Source organism: Amycolatopsis speibonae (genome assembly GCF_042647925.1).
Classification (GTDB): Bacteria; Actinomycetota; Actinomycetes; order Mycobacteriales; family Pseudonocardiaceae; genus Amycolatopsis; species Amycolatopsis speibonae.
Genome location: NZ_JBHRWK010000014.1, coordinates 473743 through 496438, shown reverse-complemented (window position 1 = coordinate 496438; position 22696 = coordinate 473743). Strand labels below are relative to the sequence as shown.

Below are 22696 nucleotides of genomic sequence, written 5' to 3'. Positions count from 1 at the left end.
ATTCTCACCGGCCCGCGCGGCTCGAACCGCCAAGCACGCTCCGCGCAGGCCGGGACTCCCCACCACCACGCAGGTAGTAACTCGGGAAGGACTCTCATGGTAGGCACCAACGGCCCCGACTTCTCGCCCGCGATTCCGGTGTCGGCCCCGATTCCTCATGAGGTCGTGGCCCACCTGATGCGGACCCGGCCGCACCCGACCAACTCGCCGCTGTCCGACCGTGTCGGATGGCTGTTCGAGATGGCCGACGCCCTCGCCGCCGTCGGTGAGCAGGACGACGCCGACACCACCCGCACTCTCGCGCTGGACCTGGTCCGCGACGCCGTCACCACCGTCGCCGGTGGGGGTGTGTGCTGATGGCCCGCCAGTACCCATGGACCCTGCGGGAGGTCCCCTGGTCGGACTTGCAGGAGTTCACCCGTGGCACGTGTGACGGTCTGCCGCTGCTGTCCTGGGGCATCGCCCCGACCGACAAGCTCGCGACCCGCCGTCAGTTGCGGGCGATGGGGTTGCGTCCGGGTGGACAAGACCCGGTGGCGGTGCTGTTCTTCCGGTGCGCCCGTGCCGGGAAGAAGGTCTTCGCGGACCTGTTCCTGATCGATGGTGCGAAGCCGGTCCGGCCGATGACCCCGGCCCGTCAGGCCGCGCTGGACAAGGCGATGGCCGCCCGCCGCACCTGCCGCCAGTGCGGGGAGACCGGCTGGGCCGAGCTGCCCAAGGCCGACCGCACCTGTGAGGCGTGCCGGTACCGGGCCGGGCTCGAACCCGATTCCTACCTCCACGACTACGTCGCCGGAACCCCTGTCCTCGCGCCGCACGAACTCGCGGAGGCTTCCCGCGGCTTCGTCCCTGCCGGGTTGGCGCCGGTGATCCCGATTTGTTCCGCGCGGCCCGGCCGTGTCGAGACCTCGAAGGTGGTGGCCTGAATGTCCACGCAGACCCTGATGATCCTGGGTGGGCTCGCGCTGGTGGGTGTGTTCAGCGTGTGGCGTGCCGGGCGGAAGTCCGCCACCAAGGCACAGAAGGGCGTGCGGGAGGTGACCCGCATGACCGGCAACACCATCCGGCTCATCCTGGCCACCGCCGTCATCGCGTTCGTGCAGTGGCTCGTGGTCGTGAAGATCGGCAACACCACCGCCACCTGGATCGCGCTCATCGTCCCGGCCCTGTTCGCCGCCGCCACCATCGTGCGGCTCATGGCCATCACCGAGATCGTCACCACCACGCGGGGAGGTCGTCACTGATGGGACGCCAGAAGAAGACCGAAGGCGAACAGATCGGCGACCGCGTGGTCCACACGATCCTGTCCGGCATGAAGGCCAAGGACCGCAGTGCCGTGCTGGGTGAGCTCTCGTCCGCCGAACGCCGCGAGGTCCTGGAATCCGAGCTGGATGGCCGGATCGCGCAGTGGAACCAGACGCACGAGACGAAGTGGGGGCAGAGCTGATGACCACCACCGACATCACCACCGCGCAGGACGCGCGGCACCAGCCGCTCACCGAGGCCGACAAGCTCCACCAGGACGCCGAGTCCGCCGCGCAGGTCCGCCGTCTGGCAAACCACCCCGACGTCATCGCGCTACGCGTGGAGAAGGTCCGCACCCAAATCGACGTCCTGTTGCGGGTCGGGATCTTCCTCGGCCTCGCCTTCACCATGGTCAACGTCCAGGCCTTCGCCGCGTCCGGTGCGCCCGTGTGGTCACTGGGCTGGGTGTCCGCGTGGCTGCTGGACCCCATGGTGTCGCTCGTCCTGGTCGCCGTCCTGCGAGCGGAGCAGATCACCGCCCGCTACCAGGTCGAAACCGGCCGGTGGGCACACCGGACGAAGTGGTTCGCGTTCCTGGCCACCTACGTCATGAACACCTGGAAGTCCTGGACCCACCTCGACGTCGCCGGGGTCGCGCTGCACTCCGTGCCGCCGGTGCTGGTGTTCCTCGCCGCCGAAACCGCCCCCGTCCTGCGGGACAAGCTCACCGAAGCCGTCATGAAGGCCGCCGGGCACGCCTTCACCGGCGAGACGGACACGCAGGAGACCACCCCGGCCGCCGAGGTCACCCCCTCCGTAGCCGCCGAGACCCCGGACTCGGAGCAGCCGGTGCCCACGCCGGCACTCTCCCCGGCCCCGGCTCCGCGCCGCACCACCCGCAAGGCCAAGGCCCCCGCCAAGCCGGGCCGGAAACTGCGCGGTGACTACCTCGCCGAGGCCCGCGCCGCGTGGGCGCCCGGAATCGAGATCACCCCCGCCTGGGTCCGCGAGGTCTGCCCGGACGTCTCGCGCGGCACCTCCAAAAACGTCGCCGACGACCTGATCGCCGAAACCGCCACCGCGCCCACCGTCCTGCCGGTGAGCGTCCCGACCACCACCACCGCCCGCATCGACTCGGAGGAGGCCGCCTGATGTCCACCACCGCCGACCACACCCCCGCCCCCGAGCCCGCGAAGGACCCCGCTGTGAACATCCCCAACCCGACCCCCGACACCACCTCTGACGAACGCCCGGACGGCCGTGTCGTGAACGGCAACGTGGTGGAGTTCAAGCCGGGCACCGCCCGCACCGCCGAGGAGATCCCGACCCCGCGCGACACCGCCGCCGTGGCCCCGTCGGACGTCATCGACGCGGAGATCGTGGACGAGTCCGAGCCCGCCACGTCCACCGTCAAGGTGGACCCCAAGGATGTGAAGAAGTCCTGGTGGGAGACCGTCGCCGACACGAAGGCCCGGCCGCTGGTCGCGTCCTGGCTGCTCTCGGCCGAGGAGTTCAAGTCCCGCGCGAAGTTCCTCGTGCAGCTCGCCGGACACCAGACCGCGTTCCACGCGCTGCGGGTGCCCGTGTACGTCCCGAGCGCCCTACTGAAGGCGCCGGGCGCGTTGTGCCGGGGGACCGTTCGTGTACACCGCTGGGTGTACGACGCGGAGTCGAAGCCGGTACGCATGGACGCCCGGGACCGGGCCGACGTGAACGAGTACATGAGGCTGCGCGAGGCCCGCAACGACACCGTTCGCCGACGGTCCGCGCCGGTGATGGTCGGGGTCCTGATCCTGATCGCCATCGTGTACATGGCCATCACCTACGTCACGCCGTTCTGGAACTGGACCATCCTCATCACCGCCATGACGTTGGTGGGCTGGTTCGGGGCGCCGAAGGACAAGCCGGTGGCCGGGCGCGCCGTCGATTCCGCGAAGGCGCCGAAGCTCACGTCGTCGATGATCGAAGACGCCCTGGGCGCTCTCGGGATCGCGGGGATCAATCAGGCCATCGCGAAGGGCAAGGGCATCGGGTTCCCCTCGCCGATCGTGCGGGACGGTCCCGGATGGCGCGCCGATATCGACCTGCCGCCGGGCGTCACCGCGGGGGACGTCATCGACCGCCGGGAACGGCTCTCCTCGGGGCTGCGTCGTCAGCTTGGGTGTGTGTGGCCTGAGGGTGACCCGACCATCCACGAAGGACGCCTCATCATCTGGGTCGGGGACAAGGACATGTCCACCACCAAACAGGCCCCGTGGCCACTCGCCAAGGCCGGGGCGACGGTCGACCTGTTCAAGCCCCAGCCGTTCGGCACGGACCAGCGCGGCCGCTGGGTGCCCATCACCCTCATGTTCGCGTCCGGTGCCATCGGCGCCATCCCCCGGATGGGCAAAACCGTTTCCCTGCGCGAAATCCTGCTCATCGCCGCACTCGACCCGCGTTCGGTGCTGTATGCCTACGACCTCAAGGGCACTGGTGACCTGTCCTCGCTGTCCCCGGTGTGTCACGGCTACGGGGTCGGCGATGACCCCGAGGACATCGAAACCGCCGTCGTCGAGCTGCGGGCGCTGCGGGAGGAGCTGCGCCGCCGCGCCAAGGTGATCCGCAACCTCCCGGAGGATGTCTGCCCAGACAACAAGGTCACCCCCGCTCTGGCGTCCCGCAAGGACCTCGGGTTGGCTCCGATCATCATCGGTGTCGACGAGTGCCAGGTGTGGTTCGAGCACTCCGAGCACGGTGACGAACTCCGGGAAATCTGCACTGACCTGGTGAAACGTGGTCCCGCGTTGGGGATTGGGCTGTTCCTGGCCACGCAGCGGCCGGACGCGAAGGCCATCCCGACCGACATCTCAGCGAACCTGTCCATCCGGTACTGCTTGAAAGTCATGGGACAGACCGAAAACGACATGGTCCTCGGAACCTCGCAGTACAAGAACGGCATCCGGGCGACCACGTTTGCCTGGTCCGACAAGGGAATCGGCTATCTCCGCGGTGAGGGCAGCGACGCACAGATCACCAGGTCCGTCTACCAGGACGGGCCGATGGCCAAGCGGATCGCCGCCGGTGCCCGCAAGCAGCGTGAAGCCCTGGGCAACATCACCGGCTACGCCGCCGGGGAAGAAGTCGACCTGGACACCGCCCGCCTGGACACCCTCGCCGACGTTCTGTCGGTGTTCGAGAAGGGCGAGGAAAAGCTCTGGTCGGACGTGATCGTGTCCCGGCTCGCCGAGCTGCGCCCCTCGACCTACGGGAAGTGGAACCCGGCTGCCCTCGCGACCGCGCTCAAGCCGGACGGGGTGAAGCCCGGACAGGTGTGGGCCACCGACCCCGAAACCGGCAAGGGCAGCAACCGCAACGGCTACACCCGCGACGCCCTCACCAAGGCCAAGAGTAACCGAGCGTGACAGAAGACTAGGGCTAGGGGCGCGCCGCGTCCTAGACCGGAGCGCCCCTAGACCTAGACCCCCACTCTAGAACCCCCTGGCTTTCTGACCAGGACTCTAGGGACCTAGACCACCCCCGCGCCGACCAGCGGAAACCCGCGAAAACCCCGGCTAGCCGCCCACCTCACCGGCCCTAGCCCTGGCCGAGCACTGCCCAAAACAGGCACACACAGTCACCGAGGATTGGACTCGCTTTGACCACGCACACCACCGGCCGCGCCCTCATCGCCGCCATCCCACTCGCCCTCGTCACGCTGTTCGTCACCGGCTGCGAGGTCCCGGCCGCCACCGGAACCCCCGGCACCCTCGACGCCACCACCGCCACCCGGCAACTCGCGAAACTCGCCGTAAAGCCCGCCGACACCGGAGCCCACTACAACCGCGACGACTGGCCCCACTGGGACAGCGTCGGCAAGGGCTGCAACCGCCGCGAAGACACCCTCAAGACCCAAGGCCGCAACGTCACCACCGGCAAGGGCTGCAAGGTCCTGAGTGGAGAGTGGACCAGCCGCTACGACGGCGTGAAGGTCACCGACCCCGAGACCGTCGACATCGACCACATGGTGCCGCTCGCCGAGGCCGCCCGCTCACACACCCGCGACTGGACCGAGGCCCAACGGACCCGCTACGCCAACGACCCGGCCGTCCTGGTCGCCGTCACCGCGAAGTCCAACCGCTCCAAGGGCGACCAGGACCCCTCCAAGTGGCTGCCCGCGAAAGACCGGTGCGGCTACGTCGCGCACTGGATTCGGGTGAAGACCACCTACCGCATGAGCGTCGACAAGGTCGAGCACGACGCCGTCGCCGCCGTCCTCAAGCACTGCTGAACCACTGTCCCTGACTGTCCACTGTGGAAGGTAGTTCGATGACCGCGCACGCTGGAAACCCGCTCTTGGACTGGGCGCTGTACCTCGCGGGAATGGGGTGGGCCGTGTTCCCGCTCGCACCGGGAACGAAGCGGCAGCCCGCTGTGAAGGACTGGGAGAACCGCGCCACCACGGACCCCCTCCGTATCCGCCGGTGCTGGTCGGCTGATCGCTTCAACATCGGCGTGGCCACCGGCCCGTCCCGGCTCGTGGTGGTGGACCTGGACATGTCCAAGGACGGCACCGGGCCGGACGGTATGGCCGCGTTCGCCGCGCTCGCCGCGGAACGCGGGGCACCGGTGCCGGACACCTACAGCGTCGTCACTCCGTCGGGTGGGCGGCACCTGTACTACCTCGCCCCGGCCGGAACCACGCTGCGGAACAGTCAGGGACAGCTCACCTCCTGTGTGGACACACGGGCAGGAGGCGGGTACGTGGTGGGGCCGGGGTCGGTGCTCCCTACCGGCGCCTACAACCTCGCCGACGACACCGACCCCGTGGAACTGCCGGGCTGGTTAGTGCAGGTGTGCGCGGAACGGCGCTCTACGGCCAACTCAGGGCCGCTTGAGATCCGTTCTGCGGACACCACCCGCTACGGGGCGGCCGCTCTCGCCGGGGAGTGCGACCGCATCCGGGCGGCCGCACCAGGCAGCTACAACGAGACGTTGTCGAGCGCGGCCTACACCGTCGGTCGCAAGGTCGGGGCCGAACTGGTCGACCATGCCACCGCGCGGGCCGACCTCATCTCCGCCGGGGAAACCCTCATCGGCTCCGCGCACTGGCCACCCAACGCCCGCGAAGTCGTCCGCGTGGTGGACGCGGGGCTGACCGCCGGTGCCCGAAACCCTGTCACCCGAGGAAAGGCCGCCTGATGACCGTGCCCGCGCTGCGGGTGGTGTCGCCTCCCCGTGAGCCGACCGCCACGTCCGCCGACGGCGCCGAAGTCCTGGACCAGATCGGAGAGTTCGTGTCCCGCTTCAACGTCTTCCCGTCCGAGCACTGCGCGCCGATGCTCGCGCTCTGGTACGCCCACACCCACGCCGCCGAGCACTTCTACATCACCCCGCGCCTGATCCTGTCCTCCGCCGAACCTGGTAGCGGGAAGACCCGCGTCCTGGAGGTCGCGCAGTACCTCGTGGCGTCGCCGGAGATGACGTTGTCCGCTTCCCCTGCTGCGCTGTTCCGGCTCGTGTCCGCCGCGCCGATCACAATCTTGTTCGATGAGGTGGACGCCATCTTCAACCCGAAGAACAGCGGCAACACCGAGGACCTGCGCGCCCTGCTCAACGCCGGATACAAGCGGTCGGCCACGATCCCGCGTTGTGTCGGCGACGCGAAGGCGATGGCGGTGCAGCGGTTCAAGGTCTATGCCCCCGCCGCGCTCGCCGGGATCGCCGGGCACATGCCCGACACCATCACCACCCGCGCCATCACCGTCCACATGCGACGTCGTGCCCCCGGCGAAACCGTCGAGCCCTTCAAAACCCGCCGCATCGAAGCCGAGGCCGAACCGCTGCGGGACCGGCTCGCCGACTGGGTCCGCAGTGTCGCCGAACAGGTCGGCGAGGCCGAACCGGAGATGCCCGAGGGTGTCACCGACCGGTCCGCCGAGATCTGGGAACCCCTGCTCGCGCTCGCCGACGCCGCCGGGGGTGACTGGCCCGAGAAGGCCCGCGAAGCCTGCAAACACTTCGTGGCCAACAACAACCCGCGCGCCGGGAGCATCGGCACCCGCCTGCTCGCCGACCTGCGCGACGTCTTCACCGCACACCAAGCCGAACGACTGCCCACCACCGTCATCCTCGAAGCGCTCCACGCGATGGACGAAGGCCCCTGGGCCGACTACTACGGCAAGCCGTTCGACGCCCGCCACCTGTCCAAGGAACTCGGCAGGTACGGGGTGGAAGTCCACGCGTTCAAGCACAACGGCACCACCACCAAGGGCTACCGCACCACCGGAGAAACCGGCCTCGCCGACGCCTGGACCCGCTACCTCCCACCACCCGAAACCGGGGATTCCCGGTAACTGCGGTAACCCCGGTAACCGTGCAGGTCAGACGGTTACCGACCCGAAATCGCTGCGGTAACCCCGGTAACCCGGTTACCGAGGTTACCGAGCCGAAAATCCCTCGGTAACCGTCTGACCAGCGAAGTTACCGAGGTTACCGCAGTTACCGACAACACCCGCTCAAGCCGCCAAGGAGACCCCGCCATGCACGTCGCGCACGCCACCAGCACGCACCACCGCGCGAGGAGAACCCGCCACCATGGCCACCACGAACTGGCTCACAGTCGCCGAATTCTGCGCCGAAATGAAGATCTCACGCCGGACCTTCCAGCAATGGCGCGCCACCGGGCGCGGACCTAGCTGCCTGAAACTGCCGAACGGTGATCTCCGTATCCGCCGTTCCGAGTACGAACGCTTTCTGGACCTGTGCGAGGAGGCTGCTGCCTGATGGCAACCACACACGACGTCCGAATCTGGACGCTGTACAAGTACGAAGGCAAGCGGAAGACGACGCACCGAGCCCGCTGGGTTGTTGGCGGTGAAAAGTTTGGCGAAAGCTTCGACACGTTCGCACTCGCTGACAGTTTCCGTTCCAAGCTGCTCACCGCCGCACGCGAGGGAGAAGCGTTCGACACTGAGAGCGGGCTACCGGTCTCAATGCTACGCGCGACCGAGGTCAAGTCATGGTTTGCGTTCGCGTGCGAGTACGCGGATATGAAGTGGCCAGAGTCATCACCCAAGTATCGCGCATCTCTCGCGGAGTCCCTGATGACCATCACTGTTCCCATGCTCAAGGGGAAACCGCCGTGCGACCCCAAGACCCTGCGAAAGGCCCTCAAGACCGCCTTCAATGTGAACACACGGAACGCTCCCCAAACCGACGAAGTCCGACAAGCTCTCTCGTTCGCCGCGAAGGCGAGCCGCAATGTCGGCGAGTTGGCGAATGCGGACACGCTGCGCACTGTTCTACGCGCCCTGGATCTCAAGTTGGACGGAAAGAAGGCAGCGACCAACACCGTACGGCTCCGCCGCGTTGCTCTCGGAAACGCCATTGAGTACGCGATGTCACCCGAACAGAAGCTTCTGACGGCGAATCCGGTTGAGGACGTGAAGATGAAGAAACGAAAGTTCGTCGTCCATGAGGTGGACCCGAAATCCGTCGTGAATCCGATCCAGGGGCGAATGCTGCTCGAAGCGGTCGGCACGATCGGCAAGCAGGGACCGCCCCTGGTCGCGTTCTATGGGCTGATGTACTACGCCGCTCTCCGGCCGGAGGAGGTGGCGAACCTGAACAAGGCCGACCTGTCGCTGCCTAAGGAAGGGTGGGGAGATCTTCTCCTCAGGAGGGCGCGTCCGGAGATCGGGCAGGAGTGGACGGATTCCGGCGAGGCATCCGAAGAGGGGCCGCTCAAGCACCGGGCCGAAGAGGAGGAGCGGACGGTGCCGTGCCCACCTCAGCTCACCGCTCTGCTCCACGAGCATCTGCGCCAGTTCGGGACCGCGCCAGACGGCAGGCTGTTCCGCGGTGCCCGCGACGGCGGCCGGGTCGGCAGCTCGGTCTACGGCCGGGTGTGGGCGACGGCTCGTGAGCGGGTTTTCACGGCTGAGGTGGCCGCTGGGCCTCTGGGGAAGCGTCCCTACGACTTACGCCACGCTGCGGTGTCGACGTGGCTCAACGGCGGCGTGGAGCCCACCCGTGTAGCCAAGTGGGCCGGGCACAGCCTCTCCGTGCTGCTGAGGGTCTACGCCAAGTGCCTCGACGGCGGGGAGCAGGCCGCCCGAGACCGCGTGACCAGGGCTCTTGGCGGCGAGTAGCTCGGAAAACTTTGGCGCGTATTTGGCGCGGCCACCCGCTACCAGCCGCGCCGAGCTGCACACAACTGCACATAACAAGATCGGCCCCAGGTCCTGCTTTCGCAGGTCAGGGGGCCGATCTTGCTGGTGTGGCGAGTGAGGGATTCGAACCCCCGAAGGCGTAGCCGTCTGATTTACAGTCAGATCCCTTTGGCCGCTCGGGCAACTCGCCGTGGCCGGGCAAGCCCGGTCGAGACGAAAGAATACCCAATGCCATGGCGGGCCGGTCAACCGGGTTCCGCAGGGCTAGGGTGGAAGCTCCTGACAAGCGAGTACGAGGTGTGAGAACACGTGGCGGATCCCTCTTTCGACGTGGTGAGCAAGGTCGATCGCCAGGAGGTGGACAACGCCCTGAACCAGGCCAGCAAGGAACTCGGTACACGGTTCGACTTCCGGGGTACCGGGACGAAGATCGACTGGTCCGGTGAAGAGGCGATCGCGATCGAGTCCGAGACCGAAGAGCGCGCGCTGGCGGCGGTCGAGGTGTTCAAGGAGAAGCTGATCAAGCGCAACATCTCCTTGAAGGCGTTCGAGGCGGACGAGCCGGCGTTGTCCGGCAAGATCTACAAGGTGGGCGGCAAGATCCTGCAGGGGATCGCGTCGGACAAGGCGAAGCAGATCGCCAAGTTCATCCGCGACGAGGGCCCCAAGGGTGTCCAGGCGCAGATCCAGGGCGACCAGCTGCGGGTGTCCGGCAAGAAGAAGGACCAGCTGCAGGACGTGATCGCCTTGCTCAAGGGCAAGGACTTCGAGATCGCGCTGCAGTTCACGAACTACCGCTAACAGTGGCGGGGAAGGCCACCTTCGGAAAGTCGCGAAGGTGGCCTTCGTCATACCTACGACCCCGCGACCGTCCAGGTCCCGTCGCCTTCCACCGAGAGGTAAGCCGGGCCGGACACGGGCACGGTGCCCTTGTAGTCGCCGAGCTGGTTCACGGGGAGATCCGAGTAGTCGCCGCTGTGCACCCACACCGCGGTGCGGCCGCTGTTCTTGGTGGTGACGGCGACCGACGAGACGGCGTCAGGCACCGCGAAGACCGCTTCGCTCTTGCCTGAGAGGGGTTTGCCCGGTTCGAGGACGGGCAGGCCGCTTTCGTCGGTGATGGTCAGCGTCCAGGCGGCGTTGGCCTTGATGGTGAACGTCTTCGCCTGGTAGCCGGGCATGTCGTTGATCCACTGCGTGCCCTTGTACGGGCCGATGTCGTTGACGATCAGCTCGTTCTCGGTGTTGACCGCGACGTGCCCGGAGCACTTCGGGCAGTCGAAGGTCACGAAGCCGAGGCGCGTCGGCCAGGTCATGGGGACCGACGCGTTCCCCTTGCCCGAGTGCTTCTCCGCCGGCTGCGGGCCGGGGCGCGGGGTGGTGGTGGACGTCGGCGGCGGCTCGGGGGTCGCCGACGGTGAGCGCAGCCCTTCCGGGGCGGCGGCCCGCGGGACGACCCTGCCCGTGTTCGCCGGCGAGCAGGCCATCAGGCCGACGGTCAGCAGCACGGCGGCCGACGCCGCGCACAAGCGCCTGATCACGGACTCCCCCTAGTTGTTCAGTCATGGGATCTTCGCCGACCGATAGCCCAGCGTTACCGGACCACCCGGCCGAGCGATTCAGGCCACCCGTGCGTGGGTTTCTGCCGCAACGCCTTCGCTGGAGTCCGAAATGGACAAATGTCCGTGTTGTAATCCGGCGATCGCGTTCGAGGAAGGTCCCGATGAAGCGCCGTTTCCGCTCCGCACTCGCTCTCACGCTGTCACTCACCGTGATCGCGTCGCTGTTCACCTCCGCTCAGGCCGCGGAGCGACAACAGCTCGTGCCCGGCTACGGCTCGTACGCCCGGCTCATCCGCCTGGAGCATTCCGCGATCGGGAAAGGCCGCATCCTCGCGTCGCTGACCAGCGAAGACGCGGGCGGCAAGTTCACGCCGATCATGGAGAGCACCGACGAGGGCCAGACCTTTCACAAGATCGGCGAGGTCCGCGACCGCGACGGCCGCTACGGCATGTGCTGCGGGACGCTGTACGAGCTGCCTCAGCGTGTCGGCAGGCTTCGCGCGGGCACCCTGCTGTGGGCCGCGAGTTACCGTCAGGACGCCGGTCCGCAGCGGCGGATCGGCATCAAGATCTGGTACAGCCGCGACGCCGGCCGCACCTGGTCGTTCCTGTCCGAAGCCGCCCGCTCGCACAACCACGACGGCATCTGGGAGCCGGAGTTCGTCGTCGACGCGGGCGGCACGCTGTGGCTGCACTACGCCGACGAGACCGAGGCGCCGCAGTTCGCGCAGGTGATGAACCGGGTCGCCTCCACCGACGGGGTGAACTGGGGCACCAAACAGCGCACCATGGCCATCCCGCCGCATCGGGTGCGGCCGGGGATGCCGATCATCCGCCGCCTCCCCGACGGCCGGTACTACCTGGCCTACGAGATCTGCAACTACGGCAACCGCTACTGCGACCCGTACTTCAAGATCTCCTCCGACGGCGCCAACTGGGGCGATCCGCTCGACCCCGGCACCCGGGTCGACACCGCCAGCGGCAACTACTTCCAGCACGCCCAGACGATCGCGCTGTTCCCCGGCGGCCCGAACGGGGTCCGGCTGGTGATGGTCGGGCAGATCTACACCGACGCCGCCGGGGTCCCGCAGGACAGGAACGGCCAGGTCCTGCTCGCCAACGACAACTTCGGCGCCGGGAACTGGTACGAACTGCCGGCGCCGGTGCACATCACCGGCATCCACAACAACTTCTGCCCCAACTACAGCTCGACACTGCTGCCGGTGGACGGCGGCAAGAACGTGCTGCAGATCTCCACCGAGTACAACCTGGGCTGCAAGGCGTACTTCGCGAAGGGTCCGGCGTTCTGATCCACCCGGTAGTGTGAGTCGTCGAGGGAACGGCTACGAAGCGGGGGCTGCGGATGAAGGGCATCGTGCTGGCGGGGGGCAGTGGGACGCGGTTGCATCCCATCACCCAGGCGATCTCGAAACAGCTGTTGCCGGTCTACGACAAACCGATGATCTACTACCCGATCTCGGTGCTGATGTTCGCCGGGATCCGCGAGATCCTGATCATCTCGACCCCCGTCGACCTGCCGCACTTCCGGCGGCTGCTCGGCGACGGCAGCCAGTTCGGGCTCAGCTTCAGCTACGCCGAACAGGCCGCCCCCAACGGGCTGGCCGAGGCGTTCATCATCGGCGCGGACTTCGTCGGCGATGACGACGTCGCGCTCGTGCTCGGCGACAACATCTTCTACGGCCAGGGGTTCTCCAGCCGGTTGCAGGCCGCCACGGCCGCGCTCGACGGCTGCGTGCTGTTCGGCTACCCGGTCAAGGATCCGCAGCGCTACGGCGTCGGCGAGATCGACGCCGACGGCAAACTCCTCTCCATCGAGGAAAAGCCCGAGAAGCCGAAGTCGAACAAGGCCATCACCGGCCTGTACTTCTACGACAACCAGGTCGTCGAAATCGCCCGTGACCTCAAGCCCTCGCCGCGCGGCGAGCTGGAGATCACCGACGTCAACCTCACCTACCTGCGGCAGGACCGCGCGACCCTGGTCGACCTCGGCCGAGGGTTCGCCTGGCTCGACACCGGCACGCACGACTCGCTGCTGGAGGCGGGCCAGTTCGTGCAGGTCCTCGAGCACCGGACAGGCGTCCGGATCGCCTGTCTCGAGGAGGTCGCGCTGCGGATGGGCTTCATCGACGCGGACCAGTGCTTCGCGCTCGGCGCGAAGCTGGCGAAGTCCGGCTACGGCGAATATCTGATGAACGTCGCGCGCACGCAGGGTGCTACCGGCTGAACAGGTGCTCCCGCAGGGTGTCCCCGGTGTAGCCCGTCCGGAAGACGCCCCGGTCCTGGAGGTGCGGGACGACGTCGTCGACGAAAGCGTCCAGGCCTCCCGGTGTCAGGTGCGGGACCAGCACGAACCCGTCGGCGGCGTCGCTCTGGACGTACTCGTCGATCGACTCCGCGACCTGGCGGGCGGTGCCGACGAACTGCTGGCGCGCGGTCACCTCGATGACCAGTTCGCGGATCGAAAGCTTCTTCTCCTCCGCGATCGCCCGCCATTTCGCGGCCACGGCGAGGGGATCCTTCTCGTGCCGGACGCGGCCCCAGGTCAGCGGTTCGGCGTCGGGGTCCGGGTTGATTTCGGGCAGCGGGCCGTCGGCGTCGTAGGCGGAGAGGTCGCGGCTCCAGACCTGTTCGAGGAACTGGATCGCGGTGGCCGGGCGGACCTGCTGGTAGCGGATCTCCCGTGCGTACTCGTGCGCGTCCTCCTCGGTGTCGCCGAGGACGAACGTCGCGGCGGGCATGATCAGCAGCTCGCCGGGCTCGCGGCCGTGGGCGGGCAGCCGTCGTTTGACGTCGGCGTAGAACTCCTTGCCGCTTTCGAGCGAACCGTGGCGGCTGAAGATGACGTCGGCGGTCTTGGCGGCGAATTCCCTGCCCTCGTCGGAATCCCCGGCCTGGATGACGATCGGCTGTCCTTGCGGTGTCCTCGGGACGGTGAATTCGCCGCGGATGTCGAATTGCGGTCCACTGTGGACGAAGCTGTCGATGCCGCGCGCGAAGACGCCGTTCTCCTTGTCCCCCACCACCGCGCCGGGCGCCCAGCTGTCCCAGAGTTCCCGCACGGTGGCGAGGAACTCCTCGGCGCGGCGGTAGCGGTCCTCGCGTTTCAGGAAGCCGCCCCGCCGGAAGTTCTGCCCCGTCCACCCGTCCGGTGAGGTGACGACGTTCCACGCGGCACGACCTCCGGAGAGGTGGTCGATGCTCGCGACCTGCCGCGCGACCTCGTACGGCTCGTTGAACGTCGACGACAGCGTGCCCGCGAGGCCGAGCCGGGTGGTGACCGCGGACAGCGCGGCCAGCACGGTGGTGGTGTTCGGTCGCCCGACGACGTCGGAATCGACGATCTTGCCCGCGTGCTCGCGCAGGCGCAGGCCCTCGGCGAGGAAGAGGAAGTCGAACTTGCCCCGCTCGGCCGTGCGCGCGAGGTGTTCGAAGGACGAAAAGTCGATTTGACTACCCGAACGGGGGTCGCTCCACACGGTCGTGTTGTTGACGCCGGGGAAATGTGCGGCGAGTTTGACCTGTTTGGGCATCTGTCACGCCTCCGCGTACTGGTTGGCGGCGATCCCGAGCCCGAGATGGTCGCGCAGGGTGGTGCCGGTGTAGGTCTGCCGGAACGCGCCCGCGGCCTGGAGCGCGGGGACGGTCTCGGCGGTGAAGAGCGCCAGGTCGTCGGGCAGGACGGCGGGCCGGACGTGGAAGCCGTCGAGGCCACCCGACGCGGCGAGGCGGGGTAGCTCGGTGGCGAGGTCGGCGGGGGTGCCGGTGAAGCTCAGGCCCGGCGGGAAGGGCGCGTAGGCCTCCAGCGCGCGACGCCGATCGATGGCCGCTTGCTCGGTCTCGGCGAGCACGATCGACAGGCCGGCCAGGAGTTTGGCGTCCGGGAAGCGCTCGCGGGCGCCCCGGATCTCGTCGATCAGGACGACGTCGGCGCCGTGCGCGTACGGCGAGTCGCCGTACACCGCGACGACGGGGTGGCCCTGCGGCGGGCGCGGCGTGATCGAAGGTCCCTTGATGCTGAAGAAGCGGCCTTCGAAGTCGACGTAATGCAGCTTTTCGCGGTCGATGTAGCGGCCTGACGGCTCGTCGCGGATGATCGCGTCATCCTCCCAGCTGTCCCAGAGGCGCGCGAGGACGTCGACGACCTCGGCGTTCTCCGCTTCGGCGTCCACCTCGGACGGCAGCGTGCGCCTGCCGAAGTGCGCGACCTCGGCTTCGGTGCGCGAAGGGACCGCGAGGACGCCTGCGCGGCCGCGGCTCGCGAAGTCGAGCGAAGCGACGGCCGTCGAGAGGTGGAACGGCTCGGTATGGGTGGTGGTGACCGTCGGGACGAGGCCGATCCCGCTGGTCACGGGGGCTAACGCGGCGAAGGTCAACAGGGCGTCAAGCCGGCCTCGGGCGACCTCCTCGCCGCCGGGCTGGAGCGCGAGAGTGTCGTCGAGGGTGACGAAGTCGAGCGAAGCCGCTTCGGCGAGCTTCGCGTGGGCTAGGTAGTGGGCGGCGGTGAACAAGGCGGCCGGGCGGACGTCGGACACCCGCCAGGCGGCCGGATGCTGCCCTGCCCCGTCGAGCGCGACCCCGAGGTGCAACTACTGTGCGGAACCCATGCCCGGGGAACCCGCTGGCCCACCCCTCGATTCCCCCTCCCACGAGGTGAGACATCGCGATTAGCCCGCTAAACGCGCGCCGGGCCCGACCTGCGTTTAGCGGGCTAATCGCGATCTGCGGGAGCGGAGAGCAGGGCGGGGTGGGGCGCAGTTAGCGGGCTAAACGCGATCCCGGCGGGTGGCGTCGTGGATGTCAGGAAAGGGGCGTTCATGACGTTTTTCGTCCTGAACGACCCTTTCCTGACGTTCCGAGTCAGGGTGGCCGCGACCTGCGTTTAGCGGGCTAAACGCGATCTGCGGGAGCGGGAAGCGGGGCGGGCGGATCGCGATTAGGGGGCTAAACGCAGGTCGGGGCGGGGGCGGGGCGGGAGGGGGTGGGGTCAGAAGGGGCGGCGGGCCATTTCTTCCAGGCGCCGGATGCGTTCGTCCATGGGCGGGTGGGTCGAGAAGAGTTTGGTGAGGCCGCCGCTCGGACGGAACGGGTTCGCGATCATGAGGTGTGACTGCGACACCAGCTTCGGCTCCGGCACGAGCGGCGCCGCGCGCGTCCCTCTGTCGAGTTTCCGCAGCGCCGACGCCAGGCCGAGCGGGTCGCCGGTGAGTTCCGCGCCCGACGCGTCGGCCTGATACTCCCGCGACCGGCTCACGCCGAGCTTCACGACGGCGGCCGCGATCGGCCCGATCAGCACCAGGAGCAGCGCGACCAGCGGGCTGTCGCCGTCTTCGCGGTCGTTGCCGCCGAAGACGCTCGCGAACATCGCGATGTTGGCGATCACGCTGATCACACTCGCCAGCGCGCCCGCGACACACGAAATGAGGATGTCGCGGTTGTAGACATGCGACAGTTCGTGCCCTAGCACGGCCCGCAGCTCGCGCTCGTCGAGCAGGCCGAGGATGCCGGTGGTGCAGCACACCGCCGCGTGCCGGGGGCTGCGGCCGGTGGCGAAGGCGTTCGGGGCCTGCGTGGGGCTGATGTAGAGCCTCGGCATCGGCTGCCGCGCGGTGGTCGCGAGTTCGCGCACGATCCGGTACATCGCGGGCTGCTCGGCCTCCGAAACCGGCCGGGCGAGCATGGCCCGCAGGGCCAGTTTGTCGGAGTTGAAGTAGGCGTACGCGTTGACCCCGAGCGCCACGATCAGGCCGATGACCAGCGCGCCCCGCCCGAAGAGGCCGCTGATCCCGACGATGATCGCGGACAGCACGCCGAGCAGGACGACGGTCTTGAGCCCGTTTTGGTGTTTGTGCACGGCGTCCTGCTCCTTTCTTTCTCCGGGTTTGGGGGTTACTCATCGGAAACAACGCGATCGGGGGACGCGAAGTTCCTTCGCGGGCCCGGATCGCGGGTTATCGTCGAACCCCGGAACGATCATGGGGAGGCGCCCGTGCGAGGACCCGAACTGAGCCGCCGAGCCCTGTTCACGCTGGCCGCGGCCGGTGCTTCCGCGGTCGCGTTCGCCCCGGCTGCCAGAGCCGAGAAAGTGCTCGTCATCGAGGTCGGGGGCGCCCCGGAGGCGGTCGCGGTGAATTCCGTCACCGGCTTCGCCTACGTCTCGGACCCGGCCACCGGCACGGTCGTCGTCCTCGACTCGCGCAGCGGCACCGTCGGCGAGGTGATCCCGGTCGGCGGCGAGCCCGCCGGGCTGGCCGTGGACACCGTCACCAACCGGGTCTACGTCGCCAACCCGCCCGGCGGGACGGTCCTCGTGCTCGACGGGCTGACCAACGAGGTCGTCAGCGTGGTGCCCGCCGGTCCGGGTGCGTCCGATGTCGACGTCGACGAGCAGGCGAACCGCGTCTACGCGGTCAGCGATCTCACCGGGACACTCGCCGTCGTCGACGGCGTCGGCTGCCGCCTGCTGAACCTGGTCCCCGGCCCTACGCGGGCGTTGGCGTCGACGGCGGTCGACAGCGGGCGCAAGCTCGCGTACTGCACCAGCCCGGACACGGACTCGCTGGAGGTCTACGACATCGGCGCGGGGAAGTTCACCGGCGGGATCCCGGTCGGACAGTCACCGACCGGGGTCGCCGTGCACCGCGGTTCCGGGACGGTGTTCGTCGCGAATTCGGCGATCCATCATCTGTCCGTTGTGGACGGTGGTGCACGCAGGGAGAAGGCGACCGTGCTGCTGCGTTCGGAGTCGTCGGCGGTCGCGGTCCACGAAGGATCGAACACCGCCTACGCCAACGGAGGTCCCAACGGCGTCGCCCGGATCGACGGCGTGACGAGCCTGCTCACCGGCGACCTGTCACTCGGCGTGAACCCCGGCGCGGTCGCGATCGACCAGCGCACCCGGACGGTGTACGTGACGGATCCCTTGCGCGGCAGGGTTTCCTTGATCAGGGATTTCTGAGTTCTCACGTGGAGTAACTCCGGGTATACCGTCGGAAGCATGAAACTCGGTTTGCAGATCCCGGACCTCACGTGGCCGAACGGTGCGAGCGCGCTGGGCGCCGATCTGGCGGCCGTCGCCAGGAAGGCCGACGAAGCAGGCTTCGACTCCATCGCCCTGATGGACCACTTCTTCCAGATCTCGGTGGTCGGCCCGCCCGAGAACGACATGATCGAGGCCTACACCGCGCTCGGTTTCCTCGCCGCGCACACCGAACGCGCGAAGCTGCTCACCGTCGTCACCGGTGTGCACTATCGCGAGCCCGGCCTGCTGGCGAAGGCGATCACGACGCTCGACGTCCTTTCCGGCGGCCGCGCCATTCTCGGGATCGGCGCGGGCTGGAACGAAGAGGAATCCCGCGGGCTCGGCTTCCCGTTCCCGTCCACCGCGGAGCGGTTCGAGCGGCTGGAAGAGACGCTTCGGTACGTGCGGCAGATGTGGAGTGACGACGACGGCCCCTTCCAGGGCAAGCATTATCAGGCCGACAGGCTGATGAACGTGCCGCAGGCGCTGTCGAAGCCGCATCCGCCGATCATGATCGGGGGCGGCGGGGAGAAGAAGACGCTGCGGTTCGTCGCGAAATACGGCGACATGTGCAATCTCTTCAACGGCCCGGATCTCGAACGCAAACTCGGCGTGCTCAAGCAGCACTGCGAAAACGAGGGCCGCGACTACGCCGAGATCACCAAGACCGTCTATCACACCCTCGACATCGGGCCGAAGGGCGAGAAGACCGGCGAACTGAACGACGCGCTCGGCAAGCTGGCCGAACTCGGCGTCGACGTCGCGATCGGGTCCATTCCCGGGCTCCCCGACCTCGACCTCGTCGAAAAGATCGGCGCGGACGTCATCCCGGTCGCGGAAAAGCTCTGACGGCGCTCGCCCACCCCGCCCGCCGCGGGCATGATGGCGTGGTGAGCGAGTACGCATTGCGTGGCGGACTGCAACCGGACACCTCAGCCGTGGCCGCCGTCCTGGCGCACCATGGTGTCGAGGGGCCGGACGGGAAGGCTCCCGGTGAGGCGCTGCTCTTCGCCGTGTCCGGCGGGATCGGGGCCGGCTACATCCTGTGGGACTTCGCGCACGAGACGATGTCGACGATCGTGTTCGGTTTCCGCGCGCGCTGGCAGTATCCGCAGGAGTGGCTTAAGTCCACTGTGGACCGTCTCGGGCTCGGCATCGACATCCACACCGGCGGCAAACGCGCCGCCGCGAAACGGCTCACCGCCGACCTCGCGGCGGGGCGGCCGGTGATCGTCCTGCCTGACCGCGAGTCGCTCGGGTACTGGCAGTTGCCGCCGGAGATGTCCGGCGGTGGCGGCCATTTCGTCGTCGCGTACGGCGAAGAGGACGGCAGGGTGCTCGTCGACGACCGGAACCTCGCCCCGCTGACGGTCGACCGGAAGACGTTCGACGCCGCGCGCGGCCGCGTCGGCTCGTACAAGAACCTGCTCGCGACGATCGCGCCCGGCGAGGTCCCGGACTGGCGGGCGGCCGTGCGCGGCGGGCTGACGGACTGTGCGCGGAACCTCTCGGCGCCGTCGAAGTCGTTCTCGCTGCCCGCGTGGGAACGCTGGGCGAAGGCGATGACCGACGAACGTGACCCGAAGGGCTGGCCGCGCGCGTTCGGCGAACGGCGCGGGCTCGTCGGAGCGCTGTTCAACGTCTGGGAAAGCGTCACCCCGGCCGGGATGGAGGGCGGGCATCTGCGCGGGCTGTTCGCCGACGCGCTCACCGAGGCTTCCGGCCTGCTCGAACTCCCGGCGCTGGCCGAACAGGCGTCGACCTGGCGCGGGATCGGGGAACGCTGGGCCGAACTGGCCGAGGCCGCCGTCCCGGCGCCGGCGGCGGAGTTCGCCTGGGTCCGGGGGCTGGTCAGCGCGGTGTCGGCGGGTGTCCGAGAAGGCGACGCTGGGCAGGACGCGGCCGCGGAGGCGGGCACGGAGATGTGGAAGCTGCGCGCGCACTACAACGACGAGACGCCGTTCACCGACGTCGAGGCCCGCGACCTCTTCGCCGCGATGAGCACGATGATCCGGGACATCCACACCGCCGAGACCGCCGCGATCCGCGAGCTCTCCGAAACCCTGATGGAGTGAACCGGGCCGGTGTCCGTTGCGCCGTGCGGCCGGAACACCGCGCGATCGTTGAAGATCCACTTCGTGCACGCACATCCGCTGGGGACGATCGGTGCGAGTCCCGCTTCCGAGATCCACCTCTACCGTCATCGCCTGCGTGTCACCGACCTGGACTACCTCGGTCACGTCGGGAACGTGCGGCTGCTGGACTACTTCCAGGAAGCCCAGGTCGCGATGCTCGACCCCCGGCGTGAGCGGGTCTTCCAGACGAAGGGACCGACCTATCTGATCGCGAAGCACAACGTCAGCTACGTGCGGCGGCTGACGTTCCGCGACCATCCCGTCGAGGTGGAGACCGTGGTCGGGCGGATCGGGACCTGCGACATCGTGGTCAACAGCAGGCTGCGCGACGAGAAGGCCGTCTACGCGCGCTGCCGCACCATCTGGGTCGCGTGCACCCTGCCCGAAGGCGGCACGCGGCGCCTCGGCGAAGAGGAACGCGAGCGGCTGACGCGGTTCAGCGGCGTGATCGACGAGATCGCCTGAATGAGTTTTTAACCGTTTATGCTCCATTTCCCGCAGCGCCGGAAAACGGCTGGGCCATTCAGCGGCTGATCATCAAGCTTTTCGGCCGGTACCTTCGAAAGAGCTCTCTTCCCCTGCTGAGCTCCCCGGAGGTATTTCATGCCACGGCCGAAGTCTGTCCGCTTTCTCGCGCCCTTGGTCGGCGCCCTGCTCTTGACCGGCGGGGTGGCCGCCACTGCCGCCCCCGCCGGCGGCAGTGAAGACCCCCAGTTCATCCGCCTGGCCAGCAGGACCTTCGATCCGCTCAGCCAGCGGACCGCCGCGAGCCAGAACTGGACGGGCTCATATCTGCTCCAGGTCCGGAGCACGCTGACCGACGCGCAGCGCGGGCAATTGCACGCACTCGGCGTGCGAATCGGGACCTACATTCCCGATTTCGCCTACGTGGTCCGCCTCAAGCAGGAGAACCGTGAATCGATCGCGAAATTGAGTTTCGTCCGCTGGCTCGGCGAATACCGGCCTGCCGACAAGACGGAGATCTCGGTGGCCGGGACGGGCGGTTATCTGGTGACGCTGGTCGAATCGGACGCGCGGGACCAGCGGGCGGTGGCCGAGCGGATCCTGCGGCTCGGCGGGAGCGTAGAGGCGATTTCGCAGAGCGGGCAGCACCTCGTCGCCACCCTCGGCTCCGACCAGGTCGCGACCGTGGCGCAGGGCGCCGAAGTGCTCGCGGTCGGCGCGATCACCGCACCCGAGACCGACATGGCCAACGCCAGGGAAAGCGGGGGCGCGAACTACCTCGAGAGCGCCGGCGGCTACCGCGGCCAGGGTGTGCGCGGCGAGGTGATGGACGGCGGCCTGCGCGCCACCCACCAGGAGTTCAAGGCGCGGCCGACCGTGCTGCACGGCTCGAATTCGACCGACACGAGCCACGGCACCTCGACGTACGGCCAGATCTTCGCCTCCGGGGTGAGCGCGCCGCAGCGCGGCCTGCTGCCCGAGGGCCAGGGCATCTTCGCCACCTACAACAAGCCGGACCGCTACGCCCACACCAAGGAACTGGTCGACCCGGCCGGCAAGTACCGCGCGGTGTTCCAGAGCAACAGCTGGGGCGGCGGGCTGACGACGGCGTACAACTCTGTCTCGGCCGAGCTCGACAAGATCGTCTTCGACCACGACCTGCTGATCTGTCAGTCGCAGAGCAACGCGGGGAGCCAGCAGTCGCGGCCGCAGGCCTGGTCGAAGAACGTGCTCTCGGTCGGCGGGCAGTACCACTACAACACGCTCAGCCGCACCGACGACAAGTGGAGCGGCGGCGCCAGCATCGGCCCGGCCGCCGACGGCCGGATCAAACCGGAGCTGTCGAACTACTACGACAAGATCGACACCACGTCTTCGGGCAGTGACACCTCGTACACGACGTCGTTCGGCGGCACGAGCGGCGCGACCCCGATCACCTGCGGAAACGCCGGCCTGCTGTTCCAGATGTGGGCCGACGGCGTGTTCGACGGCGCCCCCGGCAAGGGCCGCGACGTCTTCACCAGCCGCCCGCACGCCGCGACCGCGAAGGCGCTGCTGATCAACGGGGCCGACCAGTTCGCGTTCAGCGGCACCTCGCACGACATGACCCGCACGCACCAGGGCTGGGGCACCGCGAATGTGCGGTACCTGCACGAACAGGCCAAGGCGAACGGCTGGAAGCTGCCGGTGCTGGTCAACGAGACGGATCTGCTGGGCACCGGGCAGGCCAAGAAGTACACGGTCGCGGTGAACGGGTCGAAGCAGTTCAAGGCGACGCTGGCCTACACCGACCCGGCGGGCTCTCCGAGCGCGTCGGTCACCCGGGTCAACGACCTGACGCTGAAGGTCACCGCGCCGGACGGGACCGTCTACTACGGCAACAACGGGCTGAAGGCGGGCAACTTCTCGACCGCGGGCGGTTCGCCGAACACCGTCGACACGGTGGAGAACGTCATCCTCGAGAAGCCCGCCGCCGGCACCTGGGCGGTGGAGGTCGTGGCGACGCAGGTGAACGCCGACGGTCACCCGGAGACGTCGGCGACCGACGCGGACTACGCCCTGGTGGTTTCTTGACGCTGTGAGGGGCGCCACTGGCGG

At 68.3% G+C, this 22696-nt stretch carries 23 protein-coding genes and 1 tRNA gene; 19 read left to right on the top strand and 5 right to left on the bottom strand.

From position 1 onward, the window contains the following. Positions 1–96: 96 nt before the first annotated feature. The 11 genes from ACFOSH_RS10405 to ACFOSH_RS10355 all read left to right on the top strand — a co-directional run bounded on the left by ACFOSH_RS10405 (position 97) and on the right by ACFOSH_RS10355 (position 9377). A complete protein-coding gene (locus tag ACFOSH_RS10405) occupies positions 97–357 on the top strand; it encodes a hypothetical protein (RefSeq protein ID WP_378238529.1) in 261 nt (86 codons plus the stop codon). After that, on the top strand, positions 357–926 hold the full coding sequence (locus tag ACFOSH_RS10400) for an RRQRL motif-containing zinc-binding protein (protein WP_378238528.1): 570 nt from the start codon (positions 357–359) through the stop codon (positions 924–926). Before ACFOSH_RS10405 ends, ACFOSH_RS10400 begins: the two co-directional genes overlap by 1 nt. Next, positions 927–1244 (top strand): hypothetical protein, encoded by a 318-nt coding sequence (locus ACFOSH_RS10395; RefSeq protein WP_378238527.1) that lies wholly within the window; start codon positions 927–929, stop codon positions 1242–1244. It begins immediately after the preceding gene. Further along, positions 1244–1447, top strand: a complete 204-nt coding sequence (locus tag ACFOSH_RS10390; RefSeq protein WP_378238526.1) for a hypothetical protein — start codon at positions 1244–1246, stop codon at positions 1445–1447. The genes ACFOSH_RS10395 and ACFOSH_RS10390 overlap by 1 nt, the downstream gene beginning before the upstream one ends. After that, complete coding sequence (locus ACFOSH_RS10385) at positions 1447–2397, top strand: hypothetical protein (protein WP_378238525.1); 951 nt, start codon at positions 1447–1449, stop codon at positions 2395–2397. The genes ACFOSH_RS10390 and ACFOSH_RS10385 overlap by 1 nt, the downstream gene beginning before the upstream one ends. Further along, on the top strand, positions 2397–4649 hold the full coding sequence (locus ACFOSH_RS10380; RefSeq protein ID WP_378238524.1) for a cell division protein FtsK: 2253 nt from the start codon (positions 2397–2399) through the stop codon (positions 4647–4649). Before ACFOSH_RS10385 ends, ACFOSH_RS10380 begins: the two co-directional genes overlap by 1 nt. Positions 4650–4882: 233 nt before the next feature. Then, positions 4883–5515 carry an HNH endonuclease family protein gene (locus tag ACFOSH_RS10375; RefSeq protein WP_378238523.1) on the top strand — a complete coding sequence of 211 codons (633 nt, stop codon included), beginning with the start codon at positions 4883–4885 and terminating at the stop codon, positions 5513–5515. A gap of 38 nt (positions 5516–5553) precedes the next feature. Then, a complete protein-coding gene (locus tag ACFOSH_RS10370; RefSeq protein WP_378238522.1) occupies positions 5554–6426 on the top strand; it encodes a bifunctional DNA primase/polymerase in 873 nt (290 codons plus the stop codon). Continuing rightward, a complete protein-coding gene (locus ACFOSH_RS10365) occupies positions 6426–7580 on the top strand; it encodes a DUF3631 domain-containing protein (RefSeq protein ID WP_378238521.1) in 1155 nt (384 codons plus the stop codon). The genes ACFOSH_RS10370 and ACFOSH_RS10365 overlap by 1 nt, the downstream gene beginning before the upstream one ends. A gap of 241 nt (positions 7581–7821) precedes the next feature. Continuing rightward, on the top strand, positions 7822–8010 hold the full coding sequence (locus ACFOSH_RS10360; protein WP_044855770.1) for a helix-turn-helix transcriptional regulator: 189 nt from the start codon (positions 7822–7824) through the stop codon (positions 8008–8010). Next, entirely contained in the window at positions 8010–9377 is a 1368-nt protein-coding gene (locus ACFOSH_RS10355; protein ID WP_378238520.1) for a tyrosine-type recombinase/integrase, read from the top strand. Before ACFOSH_RS10360 ends, ACFOSH_RS10355 begins: the two co-directional genes overlap by 1 nt. A gap of 129 nt (positions 9378–9506) precedes the next feature. On the opposite strand, the gene ACFOSH_RS10350 is transcribed toward ACFOSH_RS10355, so the two are convergent. Continuing rightward, positions 9507–9588: transfer RNA gene (locus ACFOSH_RS10350), tRNA-Tyr, on the bottom strand. Positions 9589–9707: 119 nt separating this feature from the next. Here ACFOSH_RS10350 and ACFOSH_RS10345 point away from each other — a divergent pair. Beyond that, entirely contained in the window at positions 9708–10199 is a 492-nt protein-coding gene (locus tag ACFOSH_RS10345; RefSeq protein ID WP_020633257.1) for a YajQ family cyclic di-GMP-binding protein, read from the top strand. Positions 10200–10252: 53 nt separating this feature from the next. Here ACFOSH_RS10345 and ACFOSH_RS10340 read toward each other — a convergent pair whose 3' ends face one another. Then, positions 10253–10939, bottom strand: coding sequence for a hypothetical protein (locus tag ACFOSH_RS10340; RefSeq protein WP_378238519.1), 687 nt, complete (start codon positions 10937–10939; stop codon positions 10253–10255). A 182-nt stretch (positions 10940–11121) separates the two neighbouring features. Between ACFOSH_RS10340 and ACFOSH_RS10335 the strand changes: the two genes are divergently transcribed. After that, positions 11122–12270, top strand: a complete 1149-nt coding sequence (locus ACFOSH_RS10335; RefSeq protein ID WP_378238518.1) for a sialidase family protein — start codon at positions 11122–11124, stop codon at positions 12268–12270. 53 nt (positions 12271–12323) lie between these two features. Further along, positions 12324–13205 (top strand): glucose-1-phosphate thymidylyltransferase RfbA, encoded by an 882-nt coding sequence (gene rfbA, locus ACFOSH_RS10330; protein WP_378238517.1) that lies wholly within the window; start codon positions 12324–12326, stop codon positions 13203–13205. On the opposite strand, the gene ACFOSH_RS10325 is transcribed toward rfbA, so the two are convergent. The 3 genes from ACFOSH_RS10325 to htpX form a co-directional block, all read right to left on the bottom strand. Continuing rightward, positions 13195–14511: an NtaA/DmoA family FMN-dependent monooxygenase gene (locus tag ACFOSH_RS10325; RefSeq protein WP_378238515.1), complete on the bottom strand. Its 1317-nt coding sequence runs from the start codon at positions 14509–14511 to the stop codon at positions 13195–13197. The two genes, rfbA and ACFOSH_RS10325, sit on opposite strands and share 11 nt — an antisense overlap. Positions 14512–14514: 3 nt before the next feature. Then, positions 14515–15567 (bottom strand): LLM class flavin-dependent oxidoreductase, encoded by a 1053-nt coding sequence (locus tag ACFOSH_RS10320; protein WP_378238514.1) that lies wholly within the window; start codon positions 15565–15567, stop codon positions 14515–14517. A gap of 398 nt (positions 15568–15965) precedes the next feature. Next, a complete protein-coding gene (gene htpX, locus ACFOSH_RS10315) occupies positions 15966–16832 on the bottom strand; it encodes a zinc metalloprotease HtpX (RefSeq protein WP_378238513.1) in 867 nt (288 codons plus the stop codon). 135 nt (positions 16833–16967) lie between these two features. On the opposite strand from htpX, the gene ACFOSH_RS10310 reads away from it, so the two are divergent. From ACFOSH_RS10310 to ACFOSH_RS10290, 5 genes are all read left to right on the top strand, one after another. After that, positions 16968–17936, top strand: coding sequence for a YncE family protein (locus ACFOSH_RS10310; RefSeq protein ID WP_378238511.1), 969 nt, complete (start codon positions 16968–16970; stop codon positions 17934–17936). Positions 17937–17975: 39 nt separating this feature from the next. Then, positions 17976–18848 carry an LLM class F420-dependent oxidoreductase gene (locus ACFOSH_RS10305; protein WP_378238510.1) on the top strand — a complete coding sequence of 291 codons (873 nt, stop codon included), beginning with the start codon at positions 17976–17978 and terminating at the stop codon, positions 18846–18848. A gap of 41 nt (positions 18849–18889) precedes the next feature. Then, positions 18890–20074, top strand: a complete 1185-nt coding sequence (locus ACFOSH_RS10300) for a BtrH N-terminal domain-containing protein (protein ID WP_378238509.1) — start codon at positions 18890–18892, stop codon at positions 20072–20074. 9 nt (positions 20075–20083) lie between these two features. Continuing rightward, positions 20084–20599 carry an acyl-CoA thioesterase gene (locus ACFOSH_RS10295; protein WP_378238508.1) on the top strand — a complete coding sequence of 172 codons (516 nt, stop codon included), beginning with the start codon at positions 20084–20086 and terminating at the stop codon, positions 20597–20599. A 138-nt stretch (positions 20600–20737) separates the two neighbouring features. Next, entirely contained in the window at positions 20738–22672 is a 1935-nt protein-coding gene (locus ACFOSH_RS10290; RefSeq protein ID WP_378238506.1) for a S8 family serine peptidase, read from the top strand. Positions 22673–22696 lie beyond the last annotated feature (24 nt).